The 17,404-nt window shown below is 55.7% G+C and carries 16 protein-coding genes and 1 tRNA gene; 8 read left to right on the top strand and 9 right to left on the bottom strand.

Annotated elements, in window-relative coordinates:
- The first annotated feature begins 38 nt into the window (after positions 1–38).
- Complete coding sequence (locus tag H7F20_RS00235; protein WP_185784143.1) at positions 39–1,373, top strand: hypothetical protein; 1,335 nt, start codon at positions 39–41, stop codon at positions 1,371–1,373.
- Here the strand turns inward: H7F20_RS00235 and H7F20_RS00230 are convergent.
- Both H7F20_RS00230 and H7F20_RS00225 read right to left on the bottom strand, forming a co-directional pair.
- A complete protein-coding gene (locus tag H7F20_RS00230) occupies positions 1,347–2,108 on the bottom strand; it encodes a DUF6090 family protein (RefSeq protein WP_185784142.1) in 762 nt (253 codons plus the stop codon). The two genes, H7F20_RS00235 and H7F20_RS00230, sit on opposite strands and share 27 nt — an antisense overlap.
- Before the next feature lie 71 nt (positions 2,109–2,179).
- The gene (locus H7F20_RS00225) at positions 2,180–3,169 is read right to left on the bottom strand and encodes a 6-bladed beta-propeller (protein ID WP_255443930.1); all 990 of its coding nucleotides are present in this window, start codon (positions 3,167–3,169) and stop codon (positions 2,180–2,182) included.
- A gap of 303 nt (positions 3,170–3,472) precedes the next feature.
- Between H7F20_RS00225 and H7F20_RS00220 the strand changes: the two genes are divergently transcribed.
- Genes H7F20_RS00220 through H7F20_RS00210 form a run of 3 tightly spaced genes read left to right on the top strand, consistent with a single transcriptional unit; the run spans position 3,473 to position 8,781 of the window.
- On the top strand, positions 3,473–5,815 hold the full coding sequence (locus tag H7F20_RS00220; protein ID WP_185784140.1) for a PSD1 and planctomycete cytochrome C domain-containing protein: 2,343 nt from the start codon (positions 3,473–3,475) through the stop codon (positions 5,813–5,815).
- Complete coding sequence (locus H7F20_RS00215) at positions 5,815–7,275, top strand: DUF1501 domain-containing protein (RefSeq protein WP_255443929.1); 1,461 nt, start codon at positions 5,815–5,817, stop codon at positions 7,273–7,275. Before H7F20_RS00220 ends, H7F20_RS00215 begins: the two co-directional genes overlap by 1 nt.
- A gap of 42 nt (positions 7,276–7,317) precedes the next feature.
- Complete coding sequence (locus H7F20_RS00210; protein WP_185784139.1) at positions 7,318–8,781, top strand: c-type cytochrome domain-containing protein; 1,464 nt, start codon at positions 7,318–7,320, stop codon at positions 8,779–8,781.
- A 150-nt stretch (positions 8,782–8,931) separates the two neighbouring features.
- On the opposite strand, the gene H7F20_RS00205 is transcribed toward H7F20_RS00210, so the two are convergent.
- Complete coding sequence (locus tag H7F20_RS00205; RefSeq protein ID WP_185784138.1) at positions 8,932–9,123, bottom strand: hypothetical protein; 192 nt, start codon at positions 9,121–9,123, stop codon at positions 8,932–8,934.
- A gap of 321 nt (positions 9,124–9,444) precedes the next feature.
- Positions 9,445–9,517, bottom strand: a tRNA-Met gene (locus H7F20_RS00200).
- Between the two features lie 122 nt (positions 9,518–9,639).
- Between H7F20_RS00200 and H7F20_RS00195 the strand changes: the two genes are divergently transcribed.
- From H7F20_RS00195 to der, 4 genes are all read left to right on the top strand, one after another.
- A complete protein-coding gene (locus H7F20_RS00195) occupies positions 9,640–11,004 on the top strand; it encodes a sodium:alanine symporter family protein (RefSeq protein WP_185784137.1) in 1,365 nt (454 codons plus the stop codon).
- On the top strand, positions 10,991–11,875 hold the full coding sequence (gene era / locus H7F20_RS00190; protein WP_185784136.1) for a GTPase Era: 885 nt from the start codon (positions 10,991–10,993) through the stop codon (positions 11,873–11,875). The genes H7F20_RS00195 and era overlap by 14 nt, the downstream gene beginning before the upstream one ends.
- Positions 11,876–12,060: 185 nt before the next feature.
- The gene (locus tag H7F20_RS00185; protein WP_185784135.1) at positions 12,061–12,768 is read left to right on the top strand and encodes an acetyltransferase; all 708 of its coding nucleotides are present in this window, start codon (positions 12,061–12,063) and stop codon (positions 12,766–12,768) included.
- A 79-nt stretch (positions 12,769–12,847) separates the two neighbouring features.
- Positions 12,848–14,149, top strand: a complete 1,302-nt coding sequence (der, locus tag H7F20_RS00180) for a ribosome biogenesis GTPase Der (RefSeq protein WP_185784134.1) — start codon at positions 12,848–12,850, stop codon at positions 14,147–14,149.
- Between the two features lie 51 nt (positions 14,150–14,200).
- On the opposite strand, the gene H7F20_RS00175 is transcribed toward der, so the two are convergent.
- Genes H7F20_RS00175 through H7F20_RS00155 form a run of 5 tightly spaced genes read right to left on the bottom strand, consistent with a single transcriptional unit; the run spans position 14,201 to position 17,394 of the window.
- A complete protein-coding gene (locus tag H7F20_RS00175; protein ID WP_185784133.1) occupies positions 14,201–14,998 on the bottom strand; it encodes a YgcG family protein in 798 nt (265 codons plus the stop codon).
- A complete protein-coding gene (locus H7F20_RS00170; protein WP_185784132.1) occupies positions 14,979–15,416 on the bottom strand; it encodes a TPM domain-containing protein in 438 nt (145 codons plus the stop codon). Before H7F20_RS00170 ends, H7F20_RS00175 begins: the two co-directional genes overlap by 20 nt.
- Before the next feature lie 3 nt (positions 15,417–15,419).
- A complete protein-coding gene (locus tag H7F20_RS00165; protein WP_185784131.1) occupies positions 15,420–16,028 on the bottom strand; it encodes a LemA family protein in 609 nt (202 codons plus the stop codon).
- A gap of 59 nt (positions 16,029–16,087) precedes the next feature.
- Entirely contained in the window at positions 16,088–16,417 is a 330-nt protein-coding gene (locus tag H7F20_RS00160; protein WP_185784130.1) for a MerR family transcriptional regulator, read from the bottom strand.
- Positions 16,417–17,394, bottom strand: a complete 978-nt coding sequence (locus tag H7F20_RS00155; protein ID WP_185784129.1) for a M23 family metallopeptidase — start codon at positions 17,392–17,394, stop codon at positions 16,417–16,419. Before H7F20_RS00155 ends, H7F20_RS00160 begins: the two co-directional genes overlap by 1 nt.
- Between the last annotated feature and the right edge of the window lie 10 nt (positions 17,395–17,404).

The raw sequence follows: 17,404 nt of genomic DNA, 5'->3' as shown, positions 1-17,404 counted from the left end.
CACCGGTTTTTTCGCAGGAAACAGGTGCAGGAACGGCCATGCCCCTTTCCGTCGGGACGTTGGTGGATTCCATCCCCGTCCCATCCGCAGCCGGTGAAAGTTATGCCGCTTACCTGGCCGGATCTGCAGATCCAACCCAGCCGCTCCCGATCCTGATCCTTTTTGACCCGGCGGCCCGGGGCGCCCTGGCCGTGGATGCGTTCCGGACGGTAGCAGAGGAACACGGGATGCTGCTGGTCGGGTCCAACAATTGCCGGAACGGCCCCTACGAGCAGAACTTTGAAATTGCCAACCGGCTGTTTTCCGAGATTTTCGGGAGCTACCCCATCGATGAAAGGCGGATCTACCTGTCAGGCTTCAGCGGGGGGTCCCGCCTGGCAGCTTCCATAGCCGTGCTGACCGGGCAGATGGCCGGTGTCATCGGCTGCGGGGCCGGGTTTGATACGTCGTCAAATTACCTGCCCGGACCGGGGGCGGATTTTCTGTACGCGGGCATTGTCGGCAGGCAGGATATGAATTACCCGGAGATGCACCATACACGCGACTGGCTCGATAAACTATCCATCCGCAACAAACTGATCACCTTTGATGGCCCCCACCGGTGGCCACCGCCCCCGGAGCTCCTGCGGGCGATGGACTGGCTCACGCTCACGGCCCACAATCAGGGGAGGATTGTCCTGTCCCCCAGCCGGATGGAAGCGGGGTTCCACAGGGCCCTGGCCGCGGCCCGGAACTACGAGGCGGACGGACTACCCCTTGCGGCGCTCAGGGAATACACAACCATCTATGAAGGGTACCAGGAGGTTTACGCCCTGGATACGCTTCGGCTGAAGATGCAGGCCATGCGTGAATCGGTTGCCTACCGGGATGCCGCAGCAGGGCAGGAACAACTTTTCGCTGAGGAGGAGGAATGGACCTCCGGGTTTTGGCAACTGGCCGACAAGGCGCTTCAGGATAGGGAATCGAATGGTGCCCTTTCAAAATGGAAAGCGGCCTGGAAGCGATTCCGGAGGAAATACGAGACAGGTGGAAATCCGGAAAACGCAGAGACTCGTGCTATGCAAGCCCGGGTGGAAGGGTATGTAATGGCCTTTGGCATTGAAAAGGCCAATGCCTACCGGGCAGCGGGCCAATACGAGCAATCCCTTGTGTTGAGCCGCTTGCTTACCCAAGCATTCCCGGAAAGGGCTTATGCGTTTATCCGGATGGCCGAGGACCATGCCCGGTTAAGGCAGGATGAGGCCATGTTTCAGGCGCTCCGGCAGGCCCTTTCCCTGGGGTTTTCAAACACGGGGACCCTTGAGGCAAACCCGGCATTTGCCCCCTACCTGAAACGGGATGCCTGGCTATCCCTTTTTGGCAGCCACGAGTAGGTATTGGTCTATGTGGGTTATAAGGTCGTCGACCTGGAGCAGGTACCCCTCGAGGAACAGGGAGTGGGAGTCGAGATTCTGTCGCGTGCCGAACAAATGCCCGAAGATGTAACGGTTCTTGCTGAAATTCAACGATTCTGCGGATTCGAGATTATTCTCCCTTCCAAAAAACCCGCTTATTGTTTCCCGGTTCAATAACATCGGGGTGATGTAATCCACAAAATCGCGGGTGAGTTCCTTGACCCGGTCCTGGGTCCCGTAAGTGAGCGTTTGCACGGAGTAATAGGACGACAGCTTCAGTCGAAGGCTGTCGTCCGTGATCAGGTCGATGCTCTCGGCCGAAAGCATGTTGTCGAATGCCACCCGGTTTTGTGTAAAGATGCTGAATTCGGCCAGTACGGGCATATTGGCAACTATCTGCTGCATGGCCTCTGTCTCGGACCCGGAAGCGAAGATCCCTTCTATGGTTGCCGTGATTACGGAATCCTTCCGGGAGTTAAATCCCAGGGTGGCTTCCAGGTTCTCCCGATCCTCATCCAGGTTGTTCCGGATCTCCTGCAGGTATACCTTTTCTTTTTCGCGAAGTTCGCGTTCCTCTCGCCAGTCGTCGATTTGCAGGGCCAGCAGAATACCGATGACTACCAGTAGGATTTCCCCGAGGGCGTATCCCAGGTAGCCCCATATCCGGCGCTGGCCGAGCATTGTTTTCCGTAGGTTGCGAAAAAAAGGTGTCATAACGAATGTTTTTTAGTCCACACTCAGGGGGCCACTGAACTGAATTTGCCCGGCCAGGTATGGCCGGTAAATCAATTTATTCGTTCCAGCATAACGGGATAGGTCCTGCCCGAAGCCCATTGGGGAACATAGAGGTTTTCGTCCTGGTCCACGCAGACGTCGTGGGGATTGAGGAAACTGTAATCGTCGTATGTCGGGGGAATCAAGGAGCCGCTGGCATATTCCGGGGCAGTGCCGCCCGGACAGGAAATGACGCGGTTATCCCGGTCCAGCACGATCAGGCATCCGTCGTAGGTACCCCAGGTGCGGGTTACGATCACGGCAAAATAGAGCTGGTCGCCATGGATCACCGGCCGGCAGATCCAACAACCGGGAAGGGAGATAGTTTCCAGGTGGTTGCCCTCCAGGGAAAAACGCTTGAATTCCTGTTTGGAACGGGAGGTGACCAGCAGGGTCGGGTTCGTTGGGTCCCTCGTATCCAGGGTAACCCCGTGGCAACAGTCAAAGGTGTCTTCGGTATCGCCTTTTCCACCCCAAAAGCGAACCAGTTCCCCTTTTTGCGTGTATTGAAGGATCAGGTTTTCACCATATCCATCGGCGATATAGATATCCCCATTGGGCCCGACGGTGGTCTCCGTGGGCAGGTATTTGTCGATGGCATCGTAGCGACCGGTTTCCTGTGGAAAGGGGAATTCCTTCAACACCCGGCCCGAAAGATCCGTCTTGATTACGCGGTGTTCGTCCGTGGAGGTGATATAGAGGAACTCCTCCCCGCCCTCCTCGGACAGGGTCAGGCCGTGAGCGCCCGTCAGGTTGAGGGTCCACGTGTCGAGGACCTTGCCGGAACGGTCGTAGATAAGCATATTGTTCCCCGGGTGATTCGTCAGCAATAGCAAACGTCCCTGCTGGTCCTGCACCATTTCGTGGCAATTCCTTACCGGGAAATTCCGCAGGTCCTGCGTGCCCCAATCCTTGTGGAGCCTGTAACGGAAATCCCCGTGTCCGATGATAGTGTCGGTCGGTTGCTTTCGGTAATCCGGGTTGGATGATGTGGCTTTCATGGGATAAAAGGTTTTTGGCACCAAGAAGGCACCCGCGCCGATCCACCCTGCGTTTTTGAGAAAGGACCGGCGCGATGGTTGGGTTGTTTTCATTTGCAGTTTGGTAGGGGTCCATGGATGAAATGCCCAGGGAGCCAGATCCTAAGATAAGGGGTCCGATCCCTTAAACAGAAATAAAATTATACTAATTTTAAGAGTTCTTCGAAATCCCCGGCGTGCCGGAAAGCCGAAGAATAGTGCTCCCGGGGTCTGCCCGGGTGCCTGAATCGCTGGTGGTTATCCAGTGTTTACCAGATTTCGTCCATGAAGCAGCGAATTGGCATTGCAACCATTTTAGCCGGCCTGGGAATCCTGATGGTTGGGTACCTCAAGGTAAAACGGGAGGCACCCCAAAGCGATCTGGTCCAGGCCCCGCTGCCCGAAGTGGTGGATTACAATTTCCACATCAAACCGATCCTTTCCGATAACTGCTATACCTGCCACGGGCCGGATGCCAACAAGCGCAAAGCGGGTTTGCGGTTGGATATGGAGGAAGAGGCGCTTGGGGAATTGCCCGAAAACCCTGGAAAGTTTGCCATTGTTCCGGGAAAACCCGCGCGCAGCCTGCTCCATGTGCGGATTCATTCCCGGGATGAAAACCAGGTGATGCCGCCTCCTGATTCCAAATTGAGCCTCACCTGGCGCGAAAAGAAGTTGTTGGAAAAATGGATTGAACAGGGGGCGGAATTCGAGCGGCACTGGGCCTTCATGCCGCCGGAAAAAGCTCCCTTGCCAACGGTGACCGATACGGCATTCATACAAAATGAAATTGATGTTTTCGTCCTGCGGAAACTGGAGGAAAACGGGCTGCAACCTTCGCCACGGGCGGATTTACCTACCTTGTACCGGCGCATCAGTCTGGACCTTAACGGATTGCCGCCGTCCCCGGATATCCTGAAGTTTGCCGATATCCCGGCGGAGCGGGTTGGGATTTCCGACTACATCGACTCCCTCATGAAATTACCTGCTTATGGGGAACGGATGACCCAGAACTGGCTCGATATAGCGCGCTACGCAGATTCCCATGGCTATCAGGACGACAGTTACCGGTCCATGTGGCCCTGGCGGGATTGGGTCATCCATGCCTTCAATGAGAATATGCCCTATGACGAATTTCTGAAATGGCAACTGGCAGGGGACCTGCTCCCCGGTGCAAACAGGGAGCAGGTACTGGCGACAGGCTTCAACAGGAACCACCCGATCACCCAGGAAGGGGGCGTTATTCAGGAGGAGTATCAATCGGCCTACGTGGTGGACCGGACCAACACCTTTGGCAAGGCGGTATTGGGCGTCACTCTGGAATGTGCCAAATGCCACGACCACAAGTACGATGCGATCTCCCAGAAAGAGTATTACCAGGTTTATGCCTTTTTCAACAACGTGGATGAAAAGGGGTTGCAGATGGATGCGGTACAGGCGGCCCAAAACCATTTTTTCGCCGATCCCCCCTTTATCACGATCACCCGGGAAGAAACGGAAAAATTGCTGTCCATTGTCAATATGGAGGATACGGAATCCGTGAACGTAATGGTTATGAATGACTCCATGCCCCGCCAGACCTATGTGCTAAACCGCGGAAACTACGACGAGCCGGGCGACGCGGTGTTCCCGGGTACCCCGGAGGAAATCCTGCCTTTCCCGGATTCCCTGCCAAAGAACCGGCTCGGACTGGCCCGTTGGACGACAGACCCGGCAAACCCTCTGACTGCCCGGGTGTTTGTCAACCGGATTTGGGCACTGCTCTTTGGGCAGGGATTGGTGCGAACGCCGGAGGATTTCGGGGTACAGGGTAGTTTGCCCACCCATCCGGAGCTCCTGGATTGGCTTGCAGCGGACTTTGTGGAGAACGGATGGGATATCCGCTACCTGCTGAAGAAAATCATGCTGTCGGCAACGTATCAGCAACAATCCCGGCTTACCCCGGAATTGAGGCAGGCGGACCCGGAGAACCTCCTCCTGGGGCGGGCCGGGCGCTTTCGCCTGAGCGGGGAAATGATCCGGGACTACATATTGGCCACCAGTGGCTTGCTGAACCGGGACATTGGCGGGCCGAGCGTTAAACCTTACCAGCCACCCGGGCTGTGGGAGGAAACCAACGCCGGAGGGAACCGTGGCATCCTGACGAAATACGAGGCCGATTCCGGGGAAAAGCTCTATCGGCGCTCGCTCTATACGTTTTGGAAACGGACCTTGCCGCCCCCGAATATGACCATCTTCGATGCCCCGACCCGTGACTTTTCCGAAGTCCGCCGTCAGCAAACGAATACCCCGCTTCAGGCACTCGCCTTGCAAAACGATATCCAGGTTCTGGAGGCATCCCGGGTCCTTGCACAGCGCATTATAGGGAGTGGGCAGGCCGAAGGAACCTGGGTGCCGGAGGTTTTCCGGACGATTCTTATGCGGCACCCCAGCCAGGGGGAACGCGAGGCGCTCGGCCGGTTTTACCGGGACATGTACCAACGGTATGCGACACGCCCTGAGGATGCCGACCCGTTGCTGCAGGTCGGGTCTTACCAGCTAAAGGACACGGACCGGGCCCGGACGGCGGCATTGATGCTGACGGCCCAGGTCATCTATAATCTAGCAGAAACCATAACCCGGGAATAATGATGAATGACAATCCCCTATCCGAGCATCCGCTCAAAGTAAACCGGCGGCACTTCTTTTCCCAACTGAGTGTCGGCATCGGGTCCCTGGCCCTGGGATCCCTGCTGATCCCCGACTTGTTTACCCGGAGCGGACCCACCCAGGTGTCCCCTGCACCGGGTTTACCGCATTTTGCCCCCAGGGCGAAACGCATCATTTATCTGTTCCAGGCCGGAGCACCTTCCCAATTGGAGACCTTTGATTACAAACCTACCCTGCTCCAACGGATGGGCGAGGATCTTCCCGAGTCGGTCCGCCAGGGACAGCGCCTTACGGGAATGACCTCCGAACAGGAACGGTTCCCACTCATGCCCGCAGCTGTTGGATTCAAACAGTACGGGGAGAGCGGTGCCTGGGTGAGCGACTATTTCCCGTACCTTTCAAAGATCGTGGACGATTTGTGCTTCGTAAAAAGTATGCATACCGAAGCGATCAACCACGACCCGGCGATCACCTTTTTCCAGACAGGCAGCCAGATTTCAGGCCGCCCTAGCATGGGGTCCTGGATGAGTTACGGCCTGGGTAACGAGAACAAGAACCTACCTTCATTCGTCGTGCTTACGTCCCGCGGCAAAGGGAACAGCCAGGGCCTGTATTCCAAGCTGTGGTCGAGCGGTTTCCTGGATTCGAAACACCAGGGGGTACTCCTGCGTTCGGGCCATAACCCCGTCCTGTACCTCAATAACCCGGATGGGGTATCGCGGTCGGACAAGCGGCATATGCTCGACCACGTGGCGACCCTGAATGAACTCCACCAGAACGCTACGGGGGATGACGAAATCGAATCCCGGATCGCCCAGTATGAGATGGCGTACCGGATGCAGATGTCCGTGCCCGAAGTGATGGACGTTACCAAGGAGCCTGAGCATATCGTCAAATTGTATGGAGAGGATTGCCAGGTGCCCGGCACCTATGCGGCAAACGCCCTACAGGCCAGAAGGCTCGCTGAAAATGGGGTCCGATTTATCCAGCTCTATCACCAGGGATGGGATCAGCATGGGAACCTGCCGGACGAGATGGCAGGCCAGGCCCGGGATGTGGACCAGGCTTCGGCCGCACTCATCATCGACCTGAAACAACGGGGACTCCTCGAAGATACCCTGGTGATCTGGGGTGGAGAATTTGGGCGGACCAACTATTGCCAGGGGAACTTTGACCCCAAAAATTACGGGCGGGACCACCATCCCCGGGCATTCAGCATCTGGATGGCCGGTGGGGGGGTCAAACCGGGGATCACCTACGGGAGGACCGACGAATTCGGTTATAACATCGAGGAGAACCCGGTACATATCAATGATTTTCACGCGACGCTCATGTACGCGATGGGGCTGGATCACGAAAAGCTGACCTACAAATACCAGGGGCGGAGGTTCCGCCTGACCGACGTGGCGGGAAATGTCATCGATGATCTTTTAGCCTGAGCCATGCCCCAAACGAATAGACGTCAAATTACGGGATACCTTGTGTTGGGCCTTTCGGTCTTCCTTGGTTTCTGCCTGTTGTTCGAATCCTACCTGGTCGTCCCCGAATGGGTTGTATGGATTGGCCGGTGGCACCCCGTCCTGGTCCATTTCCCGATCGTCCTCCTGCTAGGTGTGATCTTCCTGGGTTTTACCCGCCGGAACTTCCCGGTCCTGCTGTTTGAAATCGCCGTGGTTTCCGCCCTGTTAACGGCCATCACCGGTTTTTTCCTTGCCCGGGATGTCGTGGTCAAAGGTTCCCTGCTCTGGTGGCACCAGTACCTCGGGGCCGGAGTAGCCCTGGGGGCCGCGTTTTGGTATGGCTTTCGGCGGGAAATGCAGCAGCGTACGTATCTCCAATGGGGCATCCAGGTCATTCTTTTGGCCCTGATCCTGGCCGCGGGCCACTACGGGGGGATGACCACGCACGGGGAGGATTTTCTGGCTTTTCCGGGGGAAAAGGCCAAGCGGGAACTTCCCGAAAACCCCTTGATCTATCAGGATGTGGTCCAGGTAATCCTGGATGATCACTGCGTGAAATGCCACAACCCCAGCAAGCAAAAAGGCGAACTGTTGCTGACTTCCCTCGATGGGCTGCGCACAGGGGGTGAAAACGGCCCGGTGATTGTCCCAGGGGATATGGAACGGAGCGAAATCATCCGGCGCCTGCACCTACCGTTGGCTGACGAGGCGCACATGCCCCCTCAGGGCGAACGGCCGCTGGACAAATCCCAGATACGGATGATCGAAAGATGGGTCGCCCTGGGGGCCCCGGACACGCTTCGCATGAACGATCTGCCCATACAGGAGCCGCTGCTGGGCCTGCTGAAGGAGCTCCGGGAACCGAAACGGGAGGATAAGTGGGCCGGGCTCCCGAAGGTCGCCGACTCGACGATTGAAAACCTGGGCAACGATTACACCACTATCCGCCGGATCTCCGGGAACTCCGAGGCGCTGAGCGTTAATATCTACCTTCCTCCGACCTACGATTCGACTACAGTCACCTCCCTGAGGGCATTATCGGGCAATATCGTGGAACTCGACCTGAGCGGCCTGCCCATTGGGCGGACCGAACTGGAATGGGTCGGGAATTGCCCGAACATGGAATGGCTGGAGATCGACCGGACGCCAGTGGCCGACAGCACATTCAGACCGCTTGCCAACCTGTTAAAACTAGAGGTTTTAAAAATTTACGAAACCGGTTTGGGGGATGCCAGCCTGCCTATCCTGATGGGTATGGGCGGCTTGCGGCATGTCTATTTGTACGGCACTCAGTTTTCGGGCCGCGCCCTGGACATCTTTCGGCAGCAGCGGCCGGAGGTAACCCTCCATACAGGCATCGATCCTGAGAATCTTCCTTTTCCAGATCACGATGCCGAGGGGCCCATTGTCGGGGAAAAGGATTCCCTCGCGGGACAGGGTTCCCTTGCCAGGGTCCCGGCCGGAAAAAAAAAGGAAGACCTATAACTCCGGGATCATAGATCTTCTTTCTTTTTTTTATCCCCTTTTTTGCGGTAACGCATCAGCAAGCGGATGCCCAGCCTTGCAAAAAGGATGATGGCAATCAGCGTTATGATGTTTATGGTGTCCAGGGAGGATTTTAAAATGTTTCGGGCATTAGCCGGTTTTCCCGTCCCCGTCGATATCGGTGGCGAGGTGCTTCTCCAGGGCCACCAGTGTTTTTTTGAGGAGACCGCGCGTAGCTGCCAGGTCCTTCTCCAGTAGATCGATGCGTTCCTCAAGGCTTTTGGCCTTTTTTTCCTGCTTGTCCAGCTCGTCCTGTTGCAACAGGTCCCAGAATATTCCCATGATGGTATCTTTGTTCTCAAGGTACCAACTTTTGTTGAAAGATGCGTGCCCTCGTTGTGCCCAGTTGCTTTTTTTCTCATAGCTTCTATGCCCCTTCATCGGACTGGATTGCTTCCTCGCTTCGCTCGAAATCCGGACCCCTCCGTGGGACTGGATTGCTTTCTCGCTTCGCTCGAAAGCGGCCTCTGGGGTGGCTTTACAAGGAAAGCCACCTGCCCCGCTGGCGCGGGACGTTGGCTTTTTTCCTCGTCCTCAGGCTGGAGCAAGCTCCGCCTGATTCCAATGAAAAAAGCCACCAACTTCCGTTGATGGCTTTCCTTGTAGCGGGGACTGGACTCGAACCAGCGACCTTCGGGTTATGAGCCCGACGAGCTACCTACTGCTCTACCCCGCGATGTGGACGGCAAATATACGAAGCTTTATTGGTTTTGTCAAGGAATTGGCTCAGGGAATTATTGCGTTGCTCAGGAGCTCCTTTTCTGAAAATCCCTAACTTCGGCGATTCAGGTACTGTAAATGGAAGCAATCAACGATTTCTTATCGGCCCTGATACCCTACACGGAGTGGCCCATGTTCCTGCTGCTTATCGGGGGCGGCCTTTTCCTGGTTTTCTACTCGGGCTTCGCGCCTTACCGGTACTTTCGGCATGCCCTGGCCATCACGGCCGGCAAATACGACGATAAAAACGCCCAGGGGGAAGTGAGTTCCTTCCAGGCGCTGTCGGCGGCGGTTGCCGCCACGGTGGGTCTGGGCAATATCTCGGGGGTGGCCATCGCCATCCACGATGGCGGCCCGGGGGTGGTGTTCTGGATCTGGATGACCGCCCTGATCGGGATGTGCATCAAATACTATTCCTGCAGCCTTGCCATCATGTACCGGGGTACGGATTCGGACGGGAAATTGCAGGGAGGCCCCATGTTCTATATTACCCGGGGGATGGGTCCCAAAGCCCGACCGCTGGCCGTGTTTTTCTGCATATGCGGCCTGTTCGGTTTCCTCGGGGTATTCACCGCCAACCAGTTTACGGAAACCTTTATGAGCGTGGTCGAGCCCACGGAGACCATCTGGGCCACCTCCGAATTCAACTGGAAACTGCTCATCGGCCTGGTGCTGGCGCTCATTACCTCCTTTGTCATCTTCGGGGGTCTGACCAAGATTGCCAAAGTGGCATCTGCCATTGTGCCGTTTATGGTATTGCTCTACCTCGTGGCGGTGATCGTAGTGATGGTGCTGAATTCGGAACTCGTCTGGCCCTCCCTGAAAATGATCCTTCGGGAGGCGTGGAACTTTAAGACGGCTGTAACCGGGGGTTTCTGGGGGTTGGTGATCATCGGGATCCGCAGGGCCATGTTTTCCAATGAGGCCGGTCTGGGGAGTGCACCCATGTACCACGGGCAGAGCCGGAACGACCAGCCGATCAAGGAAGGGCTCGTGGCCATGCTTGGCCCGTTTATCGACACCATCCTGGTGTGTACCTTCACTGCGGTGGTCATCATCCTCAGCGGGGCCTATCTGGAGGACGGGAGCGGCATTGTGATGACCCTGAATGCCTTCCGGACCACTCTTTTCGGCTACGGGGACGAACTCCTGATGCTCATCGTCACGGCTTTTGCCCTTTCCACGCTCTTCACCTATTCCTACTATGGGGTCAAAAGCCTTTCCTTCCTGACCACGGCGCGGATCGGGAAGTATTACAACTGGTACTTTGTGATCATGATTGTTTTTGCGGCGGTGGCCTCCCTGGAGCTTGTCAAGAACCTGATCGACCTGTCCTATGCCCTGATGGTCATCCCAAACATGATTGCCGTCCTGTGGCTGGCGCCAAAGGTGAATGCAGCAGCCAAAATTTACTTTAAAGAACTTCGCCATGGAAAAGCATAAAGCAGGCTTCGTGAACATCATCGGGAACCCCAACGTGGGCAAGTCCACCCTCATGAACGCCCTGGTGGGGGAACGGCTCTCCATTATCACTTCGAAGGCACAGACCACCCGGCACCGCATCCTGGGCATCGTCAACGGGGAGTCCTTCCAGATCGTCTTCTCGGATACCCCTGGGATCATCAAACCCGCCTATGGCCTGCAGGAATCGATGATGGATGCGGTACGGTTGTCCCTGGTGGATGCGGATATCCTGCTCTACATGGTCGAAATAGGGGAGAAGGGGCTGAAGGACGAGGCGTTTGCCGACAAGATCCGCAACAGCAGGATCCCGGTTCTGTTGCTGATCAACAAAATAGATACCTCTGCCCAGGAAGCCCTGGAGGCCCAGGTGGCCTTCTGGAAGGAACAGTTCCCCAATGCCGAGGTAATACCAATCTCGGCCCTGGAACAATTCGGCGTGCGGGAGGTCCTGGACCGGATCCTGGAACTGTTGCCGGAAGCACCGCCCTATTTTCCCAAGGACCAGCTCACCGACCGGCCGGAACGGTTTTTCGTTAACGAGATCATCCGCGAAAAGATCCTGCTCAATTACAAGAAGGAAATCCCCTATGCGGTGGAGATCGAAACGGAAACTTTTGAAGAAACCGAGGAGATCATCCGCATTGGCGCGGTCATCATGGTGGAACGAGACACCCAGAAGGGCATCCTGATCGGGCATAAGGGCAGTGCGCTGAAACGGGTGGGTACCGCGGCCCGCAAGGACCTCGAGACGTTTTTCGACAAAAAGGTATTCCTCGAACTCTTTGTGAAGGTCAACAAAAACTGGAGGAACGACTCCCGCCAGCTCCGTCGCTTTGGGTACGACTCCTAAACCTGGCCGGGCCAGCGCCGAAAAGTTTCGAATTGGCTTTATCCGGTATAAAGCGGATGCATTCACCCCGAATTTTCTGACAATCCAGAAAGAAAGTGTAGTATTGTCCTATAATTAATTTTATCTTCACAATCGATAAACGGTTCGATTTCATCGATGAAATGCATAAAAGTCCCCCTGTCCCTATGAATAATATACTAATTTTCGGCGCTTCAGGACATGGGAGTGTCGTGTTGGATATTATTGAATCGCAGGGACAATACAAGCCCATTGGTTTTTTGGATACCTACAAGCGCAAAGGACCAAAAAAGAACGGTTATGAGATATTGGGCAATACCAAAGATTTACCCTATTTAATCGAAAAGTTCAATATCTATGGTGGTATTGTCGCCATAGGGGATAACTGGATCCGCCAGGCTATGGTAAACCGGATTAAAAAGGTGATACCCGAATTTCGTTTTGTAAGTGCCGTGCACCCAACGGCAAACATCGGGAAGGATGTCCGGATTGGGAATGGGTCAGTGATCATGCCGGGTGTAATTGTAAATGCGAATTCGGTCATTGGCCGGCATTGCATCCTTAATACCCTTTCTTCTCTTGGCCATGACGGGCAAATGGCTGATTTTTCTTCTTTGGCCCCCCGTGTCGGTGTTGGCGGAAACTTCCAGTTGGGTTATTGCTCGGCCATTTCAATAGGAACCAACGTGATAGAAAACGTTTCAATTGAAATGCATACAGTAGTCGGTGCCGGGTCGCTTGTAATTAATGATATCCCTGGTTATAAGGTGGCTTATGGAAGCCCTGCTAAAATCATCCGGAACAGGGAAATTGGCGAATCCTATCTGGCCTTAAACCGGTCCCAGGTAAAAAGGACTGTTCCTGACGAACTTTAGGATCCGTTATTTCCAATCTCATATTATCCCGTTTCATAGTAAGCCCTTTAACACTACCTTTGTGGCCTGAACCACGTTTATGTCCGCAATCGTAGCCATTGTAGGGCGACCCAATGTCGGGAAGTCCACTTTTTTCAACCGCATGATCCAGCGCCGGGAGGCGATCGTGGATGCTGTCAGCGGGGTGACGCGCGACCGGCACTACGGCAAGAGCGACTGGAACGGCAAGGAATTTTCCCTGATCGATACCGGCGGCTACGTGATTGGCAGCGACGACGTATTCGAAAAGGAAATCGACAAGCAGGTCCGCCTGGCCATCGACGAGGCCGATGCCATCCTGTTTATGGTGGATGCCGCTACAGGTGTAACCGGGATGGATGAAGAGGTGGCCCAGCTGCTTCGGAAAGTTGAAAAACCCATTTTTCTGGTGGTCAACAAGGTGGACAATGCAGCCCGTCTGGAGGATGCCGTAGAATTCTATTCCCTTGGGCTGGGCGAATACTACCCGGTATCCAGTATCAACGGGAGCGGCACGGGGGAATTGCTGGACGCCCTGATCCCCGCCCTTCCGGACCGTCCCCCCAGGGAGGAAAACGTGCCCCGCTTTGCGGTTGTGGGCCGCCCCAATGCAGGCAAGTCCTCATTCATCAATGCGCTCATCGGGGAAGAACGGTATATCGTCACCGACATTGCCGGGACCACACGGGACAGCATCGATACCCGCTATAACCGGTTTGGTTTTGAGTTCAACCTGGTGGATACCGCAGGTATCCGCCGGAAGGCAAAGGTCAAGGAGGACCTGGAATTTTACTCGGTGATGCGTTCGGTGCGCACCATCGAGAACGCGGACGTCTGCCTGTTGCTGGTGGATGCGAACCGGGGTTTTGACGGGCAGGTGCAGAATATCTTCTGGCTGGCCCAGCGGAACCACAAAGGCATTGTGATCCTGGTCAACAAATGGGACCTGGTGGAAAAGGATACCTCTTCGGTCAAGGAGTATACCAAAATGATCAAGGAGGCCACCTCGCCGTTCACGGATATCCCCATCGTATTTATCTCTGCCCTGAACAAGCAGCGGATCTTCAAGGCCATTGAGACGGCCGTTGAGGTATACGAAAACCGCTCGCGCCGGATACCGACACGCAAACTGAACGACCTGATGCTGCCCATCATCGAGAAGTACCCGCCCCCGGCTATCAAGGGCAAATACGTCAAGATCAAATTCGTCACCCAACTGCCGACGCCCTTTCCCCAGTTTGCATTTTTCTGCAACCTGCCCCAGTACGTTAAGGACTCCTACAAGCGGTTCCTCGAGAACAAAATCCGGGAACAATTCAACTTTACCGGCGTGCCGATGGATATCTACATGCGGAAGAAGTAAATCCTGCTATTTATAGGGGTACGTCACCCTGAACCGGGAAAAACAGATGGATTACCACCCGCCGGAAGCGCCGCCTCCGCCGAAGCCACCCCCGCCGAAACCGCCTCCGAAGCCACCGCCTCCAAAGCCGCCGCCGCTGCCAAACCCGCCCCGGGACGAACCGGAGCGCCCCATGTTGCTCAGGATGATCACATCCCAGATATCGAGCCCCCGGCGCCTGCCGCCGCGCCCGCCCCCGCGGTTTTTGCGCGAAGCCAGGATTATGATGATGACAATGAAGATGATAAAGGGGAGCAATGCCCGGAAAGGGAACCCTCCACCGGACCCGGAACGGCCACTGCCCTGGAATTGACCCGTCAGGACCTCAAAGATGGCATCCGTGCCTTTATCCAGGCCGGCATAGTAGTCCCCGGCCTTGAATTCTGGGATGATAACCTGGTTGATGATCCGCCGCGACAGCGCATCGGTCAGGAACTCCTCCAGGCCATACCCCGTATTGATGCCGATTCGGCGGTCGTCCCGCGCGAGCAGCATCAGGATGCCGTTGTCCTCCTTCTCCTGCCCGATCCCCCAGGCCTGTCCCCACTGGGCCCCCAGGTACTGGATATTCTCCCCTTCCGTAGAGGCGATGATGGCCACCACGATCTGGGTGGAGGTGCTGTCCGAATACCGGATGAGTTTTTGTTCCAGCGCGTTGGCCTGGGCCTCGGTAAGCAATCCGTAATAATCGTAGAGGCTGGTTTGTTCCGATACCGATGGTTTTTCCGGGATCTGGAACTGCGCTTGCAGCCAGCTTCCGGCCAGGAGGAAGGCAATAAAAAACAGGATGCTAGCTTTTGGAAACTTCATTGCTCAGTTCGTTTTCGTCTCCCGGCCGCCACGGGAAATGCGCTTTTAATTCGCGGCCCGCACTGCGTACCCCGGCCAAGATACCCTCCTTGAACGCGCCCTTGCGGAAGTTCTTTTGCATCGCATCGCGGGTGGTGTCCCAGAACCCTTCCGGGACCGCCTTGTCGATCCCCTTGTCCCCGTAGATGGCAAACCGGTGGTCGTGGACGGCGATGTAGATCAATACCCCGTTTCGCTCCCGGGTGTTCTCCATTTTGAGGGCGTAAAACAGCTCACCTGCCCGCTTGAGGGGTTCGCCTTTTACGGAATACTCCAGGTGCACCCGGATTTCGCCCGAGGTCTCCCGTTCCGCTTCCCGGATGGCTTCGACGACCTCGGTTTCTTCTTCTGGGGTCAGCAGTTCTTCGACTTCGGACATGGCCTAGTCGAATTCAAAATTCACATCCGGGGCATTTTCAGATCCGGCGTCTGCCTCATAACGGGGCATCTCATCAAAGCCAAACCAGCCCGCAAACAGGGAATTCGGGAATTTCTTAATGTGGATGTCGTAGGTGTTCACCGCCTCATTGAACCGGTCCCGGGCCACGTTGATGCGGTTTTCCGTGCCTTCCAGCTGGCTTTGCAGTTCCAGGAAGTTCTGGTTGGCCCGGAGTTCGGGATACCGCTCCACGGTGACCAACAGCCTGGAAAGGGCAGAGGAAAGCCCGCTCTGGGCCTGCTGGAATTCCGCCAGTTGCTCCGCACTCAGGTTATTCGCATCGATGGTGGTGGAGGTCGCCTTGGACCGCGCTTCGATCACTTCCCGCAGGGTTTCCCGTTCAAAATCCGCAGCCCCCTGTACGGTTTTCACCAGGTTGCCGATCAGGTCGTTGCGTCGCTGGTAGGAACTCTCCACGTTGGACCAGGCCGTTTTGGCATTGGCCTCGTAGGTGACGGCCGTGTTGTTGAATCTCACCGACCAGGAAAAAATGATAATTCCAAAGAAGACGAGAACGCCCACGATGAGCAAAGGGATAAGCCACTTTTTCATGCTATTTATCAATTTAAGGTTAGTACTCTATAGGTAGCCGAAATGGCCGAAAAGTTACATCAGAGCTGGTCCTTGATCTTGATCAGCTCGGCTTTTACCCGCTCCAGTTTCCGGATGATCTCGAAATTGCTGAGGGTTTTCTGCCGGTTTTCCTTCAGGTGGGTTTTGGCGCCTTCCAGGGTGAAGCCGCGTTCTTTTACCAGGTGGTAGATGAGTTCGAGGTTTTTGATGTCCGCAGGGGTGAACTTCCGGTTCCCTTTCGCATTTTTTTTGGGCTGGAGCACGTCGAATTCCTTTTCCCAAAAGCGGATCAGGGAGGTGTTTACCTCAAAGGCCCTGGCCACTTCGCCAATGCCGTAATAGCGTTTTTCCGGGAGTTCTACATGCATCAGTCGAGCGATTGGTTTTCCTGGTTGGCGTAGATGAGCATGTTTTCAAACTCCTCGGCCGTCAAGCTGCCGTAGTAGAAGTTGATGGGGTTGATCCGGTCCCCGTCCTTCCAGACCTCGTAGTGGAGGTGGGGGGCTTCGCTCCTGCCGGTACTGCCCACAAAGCCGATCAGGTCGCCCCGCTTTACTTTTTGCCCCCTTTTCACATTGTATTTGCTCAGGTGGCCGTACAGCGACATGTACCCGTACCCGTGTTCGATACGAACGTGTTTGCCATACCCGGAGGCGTTGTTGTCCGCCCGGGATACCGTCCCGTCCCCGGAGGCGTAGATCGGGGTGCCTCGGGGTGCCGTGAAATCCATGCCCCAGTGCATTTTCCGGGCTTTGGTGAAGGGGTCGGAACGCCAGCCGTATCCGGAGGCCATGCGCGTCAGGTCTTCATTGTTTATGGGCTGGATGGCCGGTATGGCCGCGAGCAATTCTTCCTTTTCGGCCGCCAGTTTGGTAATCTCGTCCAGGGATTTGGACTGGATCACCATCTCTTTCTGGATGATTTCCATCCGTCTGGTAGTGGCGATGATCATGTCCGAATTGTTAAACCCTTCGAGTTCGCGGTAGCGGTTGACACCCCCGAAGCCTGCTCGGCGCTGTTCCTCGGGGATGGGGTTGGCTTCGAAATAGAGGCGGTAGATATTGTTGTCCCGGTCCTCGATATTGGCCAGTACCTGTTCCATCTGGTCCATTTTCCGGTTGAGCAGCTCAAAGCGCAGCTCAAAATTGTTCACCTCCCGCTGCAGGGCCAGCTCCTTCGGGGTGTTGAGCAGGTTGGTATTGAGCAGGACGAGCATGCCCATCAGCCCAAAGAGGGCGGACGCGATCATGAAAAGCGCGATATTCCGGTACTTCCGGGATTTTTTCGGTTCGATTTTCCGGTAGGATAAGGTGTCCGGGTCGTAATAGTACTTAACCTTAGTCATGAAGGGATTT

Source organism: Robiginitalea sp. SC105 (assembly GCF_014243345.1).
In the GTDB taxonomy this organism is placed as follows: Bacteria; Bacteroidota; Bacteroidia; order Flavobacteriales; family Flavobacteriaceae; genus Robiginitalea.
The sequence above is the reverse complement of the archived record's forward strand: the minus strand, read 5'-3'. Positions and strand labels throughout refer to the sequence as shown.